The following is a 12641-nucleotide window of genomic DNA, read 5'->3' as shown; positions in this document are numbered from 1 at the left end:
GATCTAACAAAGAAGTACATACACCGGGTCTGCTGATCTATTCGAAGTACTTAAAGCTTCTCCTTCGTTGATGGCTGGTAACACTTCCATTCTGACTAGGAGAAGCTTTTGTTTTTATTACGAGGGAAATAAGCCAATACGAAGCAGGTCGAATGATGCTGAAGAGGATCAACGGCCCCGTAAGCCAAGAAAGCGCACTGCCGGCATTCGCAGGCAGTGCGCTTCCTCTACAGCAGCGGGGACAGCATCCGGGCTACGACCTCGCTCGCCTTCTGCCAGCGCGGCCGCTGCCGGAAGGTGTACAGATTCAATTCCTCGCATGCTTCCAAATCGCTCATGAAATCTTCTTCCAGCCGCCTGATCGCCGTCTTGTCGAACAGCAGCGCATTAAGCTCGAAATTGCTGAAGAAGCTGCGCATATCCATATTCGCCGTCCCGACGGAAGCGAGCAATTTATCGACGATCAGCACCTTCGAATGAACGAAGCCTTTGTGGTACCGGTAGATGCGAACCCCTACGCCAAGCAAATCCTCCACGTAAGACAACGAAGCATAGAGAACCAGCTTCGAGTCTGCCACGTACGGAATAATGATCCGTACATCGACGCCGCTCAATGCCGCGGTTCTCAGACCCATCAGCACGCTCGGATCCGGTATGAAATACGGCGTTGTAATATAGATCCGGTTCTTGGCCACGGATACGGCGGCAAATACGCATTCCAGAATCGCATCGGCTACGCTGTCCGGCCCGCTGGCTATAATCTGCACCTGCTCGGTGCCCTCGCAGCTGTGCTCCGGCAAATAAGCCGGATTCGAGAGCCGCTCCTTGGCGGTGAACCACCAGTTTCTTAAGAACACGTCCTGGAGAAAATAGACGGCATCCCCTCTTATTTGGAGATGGGTATCCCGCCAGAAGCCAAGCTTCGGATTCCCGCCCAAGTATTCATCTCCGATATTAATGCCGCCCACGAAGCCGATCAGCCCGTCTACAACAACGATTTTGCGGTGATCGCGATAATTCATCCGCTTCTCGAAGAAGGCCATCCGCGGCGTCAAGAAGCAGTGGGTCATGATGCCCGCCTTGTGCAGCTCCTGAAGATAGCCGTCGTCGAGCTCGAGACTGCCGACACCGTCGTAGACGATGCGAACTTCAATCCCTTCCTTCGCCTTGCGGATAAGCGCATCCTTGAATCTCCTGCCGATCACATCGTTCCGGATCGTGTAATATTCCATATGGATATGATGGTTCGCCCCTTCTATCGCATCAAGAATGGCGTCGAAGGTTACGCGTCCGTTCGTTAGCACCCTCGTCTCGTTGCAGCTCGTAATGGGGGAGGTCGACATGCCGGTTAACAGCCGGAACAGCCGTTCCTGGCGGCTGAATTCCCCGCCTTTAATATCCGCCGGACGGTGAACCATCTTACAGCGCAGCAGCGCCTGCAGGCGCTGCTCTTTGGCTACCACATTGCGTTTGCGGACAATCCTCCGATTCTGGTATTCTTTGGCCAGAAAATAATACATGACGAAGCCGATGATCGGAAGAATGAAGAGAATGAGAAGCCATGCTACGGTTTTGGATGGTTGGCGGAATTCGAGAATGAGTATTGTAGCAATTTGAAAGATGAAAATAAGGAGTGCCAGCACCACCCAAATCATACGCGCCCCCCCATCTTGATTACGATATCGATTGAAATGATCGCAGTATTGTTGGCCGTTCCTTCGTTCAATCCCTATAGTTTTGACGCTGGCCCGCAGCCCTATACGTCTTTTAATGGCATGTTTTAAAGCTTTGTAGAATAAATAGCTATAGAACGTCCGAATGGCTTTGCCGCATGTCGACCCGCTTATCGCTTCATCGCAGCGAAAGGCACAATCCGGTTACGGACCTACTCTTCATTAAAAGCCAAATACAGCCGCGCTAAACGCAGCGGTTACTTGCGATGAAGAAAGGAGCGGTCATTCACGACTCGACAAGGAGGAATGAGAACCGATGTTTAAAGAAACCAAACGGCAGTCGTCAACCGATACGTTGATCGGTCCGGGGACGACAGTGGAAGGTCATTTGCTGAGTGAAGCCAACATCCGCATCGAGGGCGAATACCGGGGCGAAATTACATGCCAAGGAGACGTCATTATCGGCGAAGGCGGAGTTGCGCGAGCCAACATAACGAGCAAGGATGTTACGGTCGCGGGCAAAGTAATCGGAGATATCGTCACTTCCGGCCGGCTCACCATCACCGCATCCGGACAGCTTCACGGCAGCGTTACAACCCATAATCTGCTGATCCAGGATGGCGGTCTGCTTAACGGTACATGCACGATGGAGAAAACAGCGGAATACCGGTCGCGGCAAGCGGCGGAAGCCGATTCGCATCAACCGGTCAAGGAGGCCGCGAATAAAGAAACGCATCCGAAGGAGAAAGAAAAGGAGAAAGAGAAAGCGCGGCAAGCCGGGTAACATCGAGCGGATACATAAGCATCAACAACCGATGCCGGCTTTGTCTGGCGAATAGGTCATATAAAAAGAAGGTTCTAGCCCCTACCGGGCAAGAACCTTCTTCTTTGACATTATGCCGCTACGTCGCGCTTGTTAAAGATCAGCCATGTCAATGCGATAAACACAACATAGTAGGCCGCGAGCACGCCGAGCGAGAATCCAAGCGTCATTCCGCCCGCTTCGCTGCCGCCCATGTACTGCGTCAGATTCAAGTGCAGGAACAGAATATAGTCCACCCATGCGTAATCGAGCATGGATAACAGTCCCGCGATCGTGCTGCCCCCAAGAAGCAGGAACAACGAAAGGCCGATCGCCAGGCCGCCGCTGCGGAACACCGTGGACAGCATGAAAGCCATCGTCACGATGATAATCAAGCCGAGGAACTGGTAGAAGTAATACAACAGCATATAGGCAAACGGATGCAGATCGGATTCGAATACCTTCTGGGCTTCTCCACTTCCGCTGTAGCCGAAGAGCAGCATGTTCGCAAGAAAGGTCAGCGCGTATAGAAGAACCGCCTGAACAAGGGCAAACATCAGCAGCGAGATGTACTTGGAGAGCAGAATCTTGGAGCGGCTCCACGGCCGGATCAGGAGCAGCTTGATCGTACCGGTCGAGAATTCGCCCGCTACGCTGTCGGCCGAGACGACGACGGTAAAAATCGTAACCAATTGAAACAGCACCATGGTTTCCATGCTCATCATAAACCAGTTGTCCACATCGCCGTCACCAACCAGCTTGGCGACGATCGATATAGCCAATACAAGCATGATTAGAATGCCGAACATGATCCATGTCCGCACACGGCGGTAGATCTTCATATTTTCATTGCGGACCAGTTGCAAGAAATCAAACATTCAACTCGCCTCCCGTCATTTCGAGGAACTGATCTTCCAGCGATTTGTTCAGAACGCGAATTCCGTATACTTTCAGTCCTGCATTCACAAGCGCGGTATTAATGGCCGCGATCGTCTCGCGATCCACCTGGAAGGTTACGCCATTCTTGTCCCGAACCCCGGAATAGGAGCCGGATAGAAGACGCAGCGCCTCCTCGGGATTGTCCACATCGAATATGACGTTCGAGACCGCCGCCGCCACATCGTCATCCTCGCGCCGGACGCTCCGTACGTCAATGAGCTTGCCGCTTTGAATGATCGCAACACGGTCGCACATGAGCTCCATCTCGGATAACAGGTGGCTCGATACGAAGACCGTAATGCCGTCTTCCTTAGCCAGCTTGCGTAGATAATCCCTCAGCTCGCGTATACCGGCCGGATCAAGACCGTTGGTCGGCTCATCCAGTATGAGCAGCGACGGCTTATGCATAATCGCCTGAGCGACGCCAAGTCTTTGACGCATCCCGAGCGAGTAGGTCTTCACCTTATCGTTAATGCGGTTCGTAAGCCCTACGAGCTCTACGACCTCATCGATCCGCTGCGTTGTTATCCCCGGAACCATGCGGGAGTAATGGAGCAAATTCTGATAACCGGTCAAGTATTTGTACATCTCCGGATTCTCGACAATGGCGCCGACATGCCGAATCGCCTTCTCGTAATCCGTCCGGATGCTGTGCCCCCGGATGATCACGTCTCCCTTTGTCAAACCCATCAGTCCGACCATCATGCGTATTGTCGTCGTCTTACCCGAGCCGTTAGGCCCAAGGAAGCCGAATACTTCCGCTTGGGGAAGATCAAGTGTCAGCTGGTCGATAATCGTGCGTTTCCCGATCACTTTCGTGACGTTCTTCAACTGAACGACCGGACCGCTATTCGTTTGAAATTCCATCGTAAACCTCCTGTCCACTACTGGTAACTGCTCCTTTTTTCCTATGGAGCGTACCGCCTAATTCATTATAGCTGAACCTAAGATCGGATTGATAGTTCCTTTAGGAAAAATTAATACCTGCCCCTAAACGGCATGCCGCCGTTAGAGACAGGTATTATCCAATCTTTCGCGCAAGGTTATAAGGAAACGACCATCCGTGCTGCCGATACGAACGAAGCAGCCGGAGAAGGAGCAGGCTCGCTGCAGCAGTTGTCGGACTGCTTCAGCCTCGACAGATGAACGACGGAGCTCTGCTCCAGCCCGCTCATCTCATCCGGTCGGTCGAGCGCTGAGTCAGCCGTAACGATATCGTTGCAAGTATGGCAGCAGCCGAGCGGATAAACCATCCGATAAAAACCGGTCCGAAAAACAACATGTGCATGCTGATGATCGATTAATTTCCCACAGCCTACACAACAAATCTGTTCCTTCTGCATGATCGACCTCTCCTTTAAATCCTTTTTTTCTACTATATGTATCAAAAATATTAAATATGTTACATAACGTATCTATTTTCTTTAAGATTATGACAAATATCGCGTATTGTCAATATATTCAGGCAAAAATAGTGCTGATTTTGTCGTGTACAGTCTGATTAGAAGACCCGCCGAACAGGGCTTTCGTCGAAACGCCTGTGCATCATCCACTTCCTCTCCAGGATCTGCCCGCCCCTTGACAAAAGGCCCGTTCGCACAAATAACCTTTCCGGGCGGAAAATGTGTATTTATTATACACCCGGGAAGGCTCATATTCATGTGCAAAATAGCGTCATTCTTGTCCGCTCGACAGCGTATGCCCATACTGACGCCGGTAATAGGTTTGGTACGCTCCGGATTTGACCCTCCGCCACCAGCTTTCATGGTCCACATACCAGCGAACCGTCTCCTGAATACCCTGCTCGAACGTATAAACCGGCTTCCAGCCCAGCTCCGCCTCGATCGTCGAGGCATCGATCGCATACCGCCGGTCATGGCCAAGCCGGTCCGGAACAAACTGAATAAGCGTATCCGGCTTCATTAACAGCTTCAGGATCAGCTTCACGATATCGATATTGCGCCGCTCGTTATGCCCGCCGATGTTGTACACCGCCCCGGCCTTGCCGTTATGCAGAACCAGATCCACGGCAGCCGCATGATCCTGAACATGCAGCCAGTCTCTTACATGCAAGCCGTCTCCGTATACCGGAAGCGCCCGATCCTCAAGCGCATTCGTAATCATGAGGGGAATCAGCTTCTCCGGAAAATGATAAGGGCCGTAATTATTCGAGCAGCGCGTGATGTTCACATTCATTCCGTACGTCTCGAAATAGGCTCTGACCATCATATCGGCAGAGGCTTTGCTGGCCGAATACGGACTGTTCGGCGCCAGCGGCGTCGCCTCCGTGAAGCAGCCCGTGTCCCCGAGCGTGCCGTACACTTCATCGGTAGAGATTTGAACATACTTGCGGATCTGCAGCGTTCTGGCCGCTTCGAGCAGCACCTGCGTCCCTAACACATTGGTACGGACGAACACGCCCGGATCGGCAATGCTGCGGTCAACATGAGACTCCGCTGCGAAATTAACGATCGCATCGATCCGATGCGTGCGAATGGTGCGCTCCACGAGCTCCCGGTCGCCAATGTCCCCCTTTACAAAATGATATTGAGGCGAGTGCTGGACCTCCTTCAAATTTTCCAAGTTTCCGGCGTATGTCAATGCATCCATATTCACAATCGTATAGTTCGGATGTTTGCCCAGCATAAAGCGGATGAAGTTGCTCCCGATGAACCCCGCTCCGCCCGTGACGAGTACCTGCATACATTCCATTCCCCCAGCCCTGTCAGTGAAGCTTCCGCTTCTTAACCACTATTCTATGCGGTATGCGATAAGGAGGTATGGATGATCTGGCAACGATAAGGCGCAAGCAGGGGCCTCGTTCGTTATCCTGCTTAGCTCTTCGCATCCACCCTCAATCCCAGGGACGCATGCACATCCGTCAGCTCGCGGTAAATCCGATGAATCCGGTCGCGATTCGGACTCATCCTCTGCAGCTTCTGATGAAGCGCTTGAACGATGGCCGCCTGGAGACTCCGGTCAGAAAGAAGCTCACATCCGTAGACATATAAATTCTCTTCCCGGCGTCTCCATACCACATGACCGATCAGACTGAACTGCCATTCGCCGAACGTAATGAGCACACGGATCGTATAGTCTCTACTGACGGGAAACCGCAGATGCGCAGCAAACTGCAGGCCGGACGGACTCATATCATTCAATAGGACGGAAGTATGTCCGGTTTCTACGCTGCTGTCGAATACATGAACGATGGAGACCTTCGCTTGAATGCCTCCACGCAATCGAATACGCACATCTTTGCGGGAGACCCGCTTCAGCTTGTCGTTCAAGGCTAGTCCGCTCCTTTCTTAAATAAAAAAGCACATTGGAGTAATAGATACAATTTGTAACCATAGAGCTGCAGCTAAATAAGCGGAACCAAAGATCGATCCAAGAGAACATATCGTCGGCGCAGGAGTATATGTCCTATCTTTGATTCAGCTTATATAAATAGCCGATGCTTGTTGAATGACAGTTCCTTCAAATCGTAAGGCCATGATTTAAATTTATGATACAAATCGTAACAAGTCAATCCTTACTTACGGACTCTTCAACCGCAGAGGCGTTTTCATAAGACCACAGCATGCTCCATTTGCCGGACTCTTCTACGGCGTAACAAGGCTGGACGATTTCGAAGTTGCCGTAAGGACTGCGAAAGAGCTGCTTGACGACAACGCGGTATGCTTCCGCGAATTCGGGCGTCTCGTGATCCATCCTCCAGCCTGCGACGAGCTCCGGCTCCCCGACTTCATACTCGAACGTCTTCACCTCGAAGTCCTGCAGGACAATATGGGCGCGCTTCTGTATGTATCCGGCCTTGTCGAAGCGCTTCTGCATGAGCGGGTGGAACAATTCCCAAGCGCTGCCGAAGTCGCCCGCCTGCTCCGCCTTGTAGAACCGCTCCACAATTTCTGCAGCCCCGCCGCCGGTTTCCGGCTTGAACACGCGCGTGCCGTTATGCCATGTTACCCAAAGCGCCCCGATTATAATGACGCCAATGACCAGCCAGCCGACCGGCAAGCGTCTCATCCGTTTTCTTCTTATCAATGCGAAAGCCCCCTGTCCATAAAGCTATTTCACTTTATGAGCCGGGGGCTTGTTTTATGTACGTATGGCCGTCGTCATGTGATCTTTAATCATATTGTGGATCCGGGTACGCTCGGCATCCGTGACGATGTAATACCAGATGCCGCCGATCTTCTTCCCGCTTCCTTCAATCTCCACCGTATCGATCCTGTTTATGGCCGGACGATACTCCATCACGAACTTCTTCATATGCTCGAATGTGATGTCCGTCTTCACGCTGTCCCCAACTTCATTCAGCAAATCCTGTATGCGGGTCACGTTCGAGACGTTCATCGCGCTCTTCATCACTTCTTGCAGAATGGCGCGCTGTCTGGCATTGCGTCCGAGGTCGCCTTTCGGATCGTCGAAGCGCATGCGAGAGTACAGCAGCGCCTCAGAGCCGTTCAAGGACAGCTTGCCTTGCTTGAACTCATGGCCTCCATAATTGAAGGCAAAGGGATTGTCGACCTTCACCCCGCCGATCAAATCGATCAGCCGCGCAAAGCCTTCCATATTCACCTTGATGTAATAATCGATCGGGTAATCCAGAAAGTTCTCCACGGTTTGCAGGGACATCTCCACGCCGCCGAAGGCATACGCATGGTTAATTTTGTCCACCGACCCGCGTCCGATAATTTCCGTCCGCGAATCGCGGGGGATATTAAACATCAGTATCGATTGCTTAGCCGGATTGACGGTCAGCACGATCATCGTATCCGAGCGACCGCGGTCGTTCGGACGCTGGTCCACGCCCAATACGAGGACGTTGAAGGGCTCGCGGTTATCAAGCTTTTGCACGGCCGCCTCTTCCACCTTTGTCTTAACCTTCGATTTCACTTCGGGATCGCGGCTGACATACACGGGCTTAACCGGAGGTTCGTACATCTGGGCGACCGTTTTCTCCACGGAATGGTACATATACCAGACGTACGATCCCGATAAGACAACGATCAATGCAAGCGCGGCGCTGGACCAGATGAGGATTTTCTTCATTGGACGCTTCATCGTTCACGGCCTCATTTCGTTCTGGAATTTCTTTTCCTTGTTTTTATCGATACGATTCGTCTCTATTATAAGTTATTTTTGATACAATTTGTATCTTTATGAGTAAAAAAGCGCTGCTTCACGATAACAGCGCACGGTCAGCAGCCGGGATACGTACATAAAGCTCGGGAATTTTTCACCCGCTGTTATAGTGATAAAAAAAAGCGCTATAAGAAGGTATTCACGCTTCATTATTATATTCGTTAAGAAATTCCGCCAGCGCTTCTTTCCAATGACGCATGGGCGGGAAGCCGTTGCGTTCCAGCGCCTTGTGCGCCATTACGGAATACGCCGGACGCTTGGCGGGACGCGGAAATAGTTCTGTCGGTATGGGTTGGACGAATGTATTCCATCCTCCAAGCTCAAAGATCGAACGGGCAAAATCATACCAGGAACAGCTTCCGGTATTGGATACATGGTAGGTTCCATAGCATTCCGTATGGATCAGAGCGGCGATGCATGCTGCCAAATCAACCGTATACGTCGGGCACCCCACCTGGTCATCCACGACGGAGACAGAATCATGTTCCTCTGCCAGCTTCAGCATCGTCCGAACGAAATTATGGCCATGCTTCCCGTAAGCCCATGATGTTCGAACAATAAAAAACCGCGAATGCAGCTGCTGTACGAATTGCTCGCCCGCAAGCTTCGTCTTTCCATATACATTCTTAGGCAAGGCCGGCATAAACTCATCGTATGGCTGAAGACCAGCCCCGTCGAATACATAATCGGTACTGACATAGACCAGCTTGGCGCCAAGCTTCTCGGCGATAACGGCGACATTCCTCGTCCCGTACGCATTGACTCGATAGGCTTCGTCCGCCTCGGTCTCCGCCAAATCTACTTTCGTATAGGCAGCCGTATGGATGATCGCATCAAACTTCGATGAACCCAGCTGCCGCTCCACGAGATCGAAGCTGGAGACATCCAGCTGTTCGCGCCTGAAGGGCGTCACTTCGCAGCCTCTATTCCGTAGACATTCGGTTATATCCGTGCCCAACTGACCGCCTGCGCCCGTAACGGCAACCTTCATACTGATCCCCTCCCGGCTGTTATAGAAACGAATTTATACATGGAGCAAAACCGCTGCAGGCGTAGTATACTTCCAATCGCATTTATTCCGAATCTCTTCGGAATCATTGATGCCGCACTCGCACGATGCTGCTTGCATTCGTTCACTCGATATGGAAGTTATTATCGGCGTCCTGAAGACAAGGGTGCAGCTTATCCTTATCCGATAAGACAAGATCGGAGGACGGCCATACGATTCCAAGCTCCGGGTCCGACCACAGGATGCCCCGGTCATGCGTCTTCGAATAATACTGGTCCACTTTGTAGAACACATGCGTGTTAGCCGTTAAGGTGCAGAAGCCGTGCGCGAACCCTCTGGGCACGAGCAGCAGGCGGTTGTTGGATTCGCTGAGGATCACACCGGTCCACTGGCCATAAGAAGGCGAGCCTTGGCGAATATCGACGACCACGTCATATATGGCGCCTGTTACAACCTGTACGAGCTTCGTCTGCGCCATGGGTGCCAGCTGATAATGGAGGCCGCGAAGCGTGCCCGCCGCTTGGGAGAAGGAATGATTCTCTTGTATGAAGGCGCAGTCGATTCCCGCTTCCTCAAACCGTAATTTATTGTAGCTCTCGGTAAAATAACCCCGATTGTCCCCGAAGACGTCTGTCTCCAGCATGATGGCGCCTTCCAGTCCGGTCTTAATGATTTTCATAGAGGGATCCCTCGCAATCAGTCAGTTTCGGATCTTCATAAGTATATGCATCCTGTCCCTGATTGTTGAAGAACGGTTACAGCCTAATCGAAAATGGAATGAATCGCGAATGGGTGAATGAGGAGGGTGAAATGACTTCGTTAACATTGAGGAGACATTCAATGGGGAAGGACCCACATACAAGCGAACCTGTACATGGGTCCATGCACATGACGTATGGATGATTAAGAAATTGGCGGCGTGTCTGTAACGTCATGATCACTCACAGTAATCACGTCAACGTACTTCGTTCCTTTACCTTCCATCGTCATGCTTACTTCCAGGGTTTGCAGCTCAGGCTGTTTCCACTCTTGCTTTGCCATACTATCACCTCCTTTCAATACGTTTCAACGAGACTTCTCGTCATGGATTTCATAAATCGGTAGACAATCACGCAGCGCATCAAGAATCTCGTTTCCGGCTGAAATGCATCCTTCGGGCGGGGCATACCGCCTAGTTGGTTCAAGGTCGCTTGTATGCTGCCAGCATTCAACACGCCGCTTACGTCCGGATCCTTGCACAGCTGCTCGAGCTCCTGCTTAAAAGCAGGCCACGCCGGAAGAATCCGATGGATCCAGTCCGCCCCCTGGGTGCCGCGCACCCGTTGGTTCAACCGGACCTGATCCGGCAGGTAGCCCTTCGTCGCGTGCCTGATGAGCGCACGGTCCATTCCTTGTCCGACGTACTGCTCAATCGGCACGGACAGGCAGAACCGCACGACTCTCGGATCGCAGGTCGGATCCCGCTCCCATACCGAATATTTCAACGAAAGCTTCGTGCTCTTCGTTCCTCTCATATTGGCAATGATCAAGCTCTGCAGGTGATTGCTTCGGGCCTCCATAGCATCCTTTCGCAGAAAACCGCTAATTTGGCCGTCCCGCTCCTGAAGCTTGCTGAACACATCCGTCCTCCGGATAAATTCCGGATGGATCATGCGCGGTATATCCGCCTGATCGTTAATCAAGGACCGTTCCGGCGCCGTCGAGAACGCTTGTCTCCCTATGGCCTTCAGCAGGCGGGATTGATTTATGCCCTGCCGACTGCTGTAGAGCTTGAGCTCGCGGTACAATTCCACCCACTTCAGCTTCTTTAAGAGCAGCCCGTAGTAATAAGAGGCCGGCCCCCATGAGATGGTCTGGTTGCCTCTGGCGCCAAGCAATAGAATCTTAACATCCTCTTGCCGTGCCTTCTCGAATATGCCTTTGATCCAGAACGTATTCTCAAAATATTTGTACGGCATCTCCAGCAGCTCCAGCCAGTCGTCCACTTCGGATAAAGGGCTTGCTCCGGGAAAATCCAACAGGTTGCCGCGTATATTCCCGACATACCGGATGGTTTCTTCGATATAAGGCGTTTCATCCGCCACTCTTCCGTGTGCCATCCAATCCTTGAAATCGCGGGCCGGCACATAGCTGTAGGCATGCAGCGGCTTATCGAAGTCCCGCAACCGGCTCGCTGCGAAGCTTGCGATGGTCCCCGAATCAAGCCCCCCGCTGAGCGCAGCCCCTACTTGCCCATGCGTTCGAAGTCTGGCATCCACCGCTTGCTGCATCACATCCCGGAAGGCCTCCGCATACTCCCCGCGAGTCTTCATTCTCAAGTACTCGCGGGGAGCCAAGGAACCATACTGAGCGAGCGACATTTGCCCGTCTCTGATCGTGAAGCTATGAGCGGGAGGGACCAGATGAATATTCCGATACACCGTGGAGTTCGTATCGCCGGATTCGACCATGACGGGTATGGTCATAAACTCCGCGAGCCATAACTCGTTAAGCTCTTTCTTTACATCATCCAGGACAAATAACGGTTGTATCGCGGTACAGAAGGCGAATTGCCGCCGGTTGTAATGATAATAGAGCGTTCGGTTCCCGTATAAGTCCCGCGCACCGAACAATTGATGCTTATCCTCGTCCCAGATGACGAATGCATAATCGCCGATCAAATATTGAGGAGACGACTCGCCCCAATTCCGATAGGCCAGCAGAATGAGCTCGCTGTCCGGCATACGCTTTCTGTCGTAATACGGCACCTGCAGCCGGTCGAACAGCTCGCTGCGATTATCGATAATGGCATCGGCCGTAATAGCCAGCTTAAGATCGCAGTTATAATAAGGCAGCTGCTCATGAACCGATTCGGGCGTAATCCACTGGGCGCAGCAGCCCATGAACACCGAGCCGCTGTTCCATGTTTGTATATCATCGGCAGGATATTTGTGCAGGGCATGCATCACTTGATCCCTAAGCTCAAATGATATGGGGGCTTGATCAAAATTGACGATGCCAGTAATCGCGCTCATGTTATCCTCCTGAATAGATACCCGCTGGGCAGGCAGAATGTTCTTACGATCGT

At 52.0% G+C, this 12641-nt stretch carries 13 protein-coding genes; 1 reads left to right on the top strand and 12 read right to left on the bottom strand.

Features of this window, described 5'->3' with window-relative positions:
- Positions 1–227: 227 nt before the first annotated feature.
- The gene (gene cls, locus L1F29_RS07400; protein ID WP_258387696.1) at positions 228–1655 is read right to left on the bottom strand and encodes a cardiolipin synthase; all 1428 of its coding nucleotides are present in this window, start codon (positions 1653–1655) and stop codon (positions 228–230) included.
- Between the two features lie 334 nt (positions 1656–1989).
- On the opposite strand from cls, the gene L1F29_RS07395 reads away from it, so the two are divergent.
- Positions 1990–2457 carry a bactofilin family protein gene (locus L1F29_RS07395; RefSeq protein WP_258387695.1) on the top strand — a complete coding sequence of 156 codons (468 nt, stop codon included), beginning with the start codon at positions 1990–1992 and terminating at the stop codon, positions 2455–2457.
- Between the two features lie 110 nt (positions 2458–2567).
- Here the strand turns inward: L1F29_RS07395 and L1F29_RS07390 are convergent, their stop codons facing one another.
- From L1F29_RS07390 to L1F29_RS07340, 11 genes are all read right to left on the bottom strand, one after another.
- A complete protein-coding gene (locus L1F29_RS07390) occupies positions 2568–3353 on the bottom strand; it encodes an ABC transporter permease (protein WP_258387694.1) in 786 nt (261 codons plus the stop codon).
- Positions 3346–4281, bottom strand: coding sequence for an ABC transporter ATP-binding protein (locus tag L1F29_RS07385; RefSeq protein ID WP_258387693.1), 936 nt, complete (start codon positions 4279–4281; stop codon positions 3346–3348). Before L1F29_RS07385 ends, L1F29_RS07390 begins: the two co-directional genes overlap by 8 nt.
- A 176-nt stretch (positions 4282–4457) precedes the next feature.
- Positions 4458–4757: a hypothetical protein gene (locus tag L1F29_RS07380; protein WP_258387692.1), complete on the bottom strand. Its 300-nt coding sequence runs from the start codon at positions 4755–4757 to the stop codon at positions 4458–4460.
- Between the two features lie 331 nt (positions 4758–5088).
- A complete protein-coding gene (gene rfbB / locus L1F29_RS07375) occupies positions 5089–6117 on the bottom strand; it encodes a dTDP-glucose 4,6-dehydratase (protein ID WP_258387691.1) in 1029 nt (342 codons plus the stop codon).
- 131 nt (positions 6118–6248) lie between these two features.
- A complete protein-coding gene (locus L1F29_RS07370) occupies positions 6249–6704 on the bottom strand; it encodes a PilZ domain-containing protein (RefSeq protein ID WP_258387690.1) in 456 nt (151 codons plus the stop codon).
- Between the two features lie 238 nt (positions 6705–6942).
- Positions 6943–7461, bottom strand: coding sequence for a hypothetical protein (locus L1F29_RS07365; RefSeq protein ID WP_258387689.1), 519 nt, complete (start codon positions 7459–7461; stop codon positions 6943–6945).
- Positions 7462–7515: 54 nt separating this feature from the next.
- Positions 7516–8484, bottom strand: a complete 969-nt coding sequence (locus L1F29_RS07360) for an LCP family glycopolymer transferase (RefSeq protein WP_258387688.1) — start codon at positions 8482–8484, stop codon at positions 7516–7518.
- A gap of 220 nt (positions 8485–8704) precedes the next feature.
- Positions 8705–9556: a dTDP-4-dehydrorhamnose reductase gene (gene rfbD / locus L1F29_RS07355; RefSeq protein ID WP_258387687.1), complete on the bottom strand. Its 852-nt coding sequence runs from the start codon at positions 9554–9556 to the stop codon at positions 8705–8707.
- Between the two features lie 142 nt (positions 9557–9698).
- The gene (rfbC, locus tag L1F29_RS07350; protein WP_258387686.1) at positions 9699–10253 is read right to left on the bottom strand and encodes a dTDP-4-dehydrorhamnose 3,5-epimerase; all 555 of its coding nucleotides are present in this window, start codon (positions 10251–10253) and stop codon (positions 9699–9701) included.
- A gap of 224 nt (positions 10254–10477) precedes the next feature.
- Complete coding sequence (locus L1F29_RS07345; protein WP_258387685.1) at positions 10478–10615, bottom strand: paeninodin family lasso peptide; 138 nt, start codon at positions 10613–10615, stop codon at positions 10478–10480.
- A 14-nt stretch (positions 10616–10629) separates the two neighbouring features.
- Positions 10630–12588: an asparagine synthase-related protein gene (locus L1F29_RS07340; protein ID WP_258387684.1), complete on the bottom strand. Its 1959-nt coding sequence runs from the start codon at positions 12586–12588 to the stop codon at positions 10630–10632.
- Positions 12589–12641: the final 53 nt, after the last annotated feature.

It is taken from the genome of Paenibacillus spongiae (assembly GCF_024734895.1).
Lineage (GTDB): Bacteria > Bacillota > Bacilli > Paenibacillales > Paenibacillaceae > Paenibacillus_Z > Paenibacillus_Z spongiae.
The sequence above is the reverse complement of the archived record's forward strand: the minus strand, read 5'-3'. Positions and strand labels throughout refer to the sequence as shown.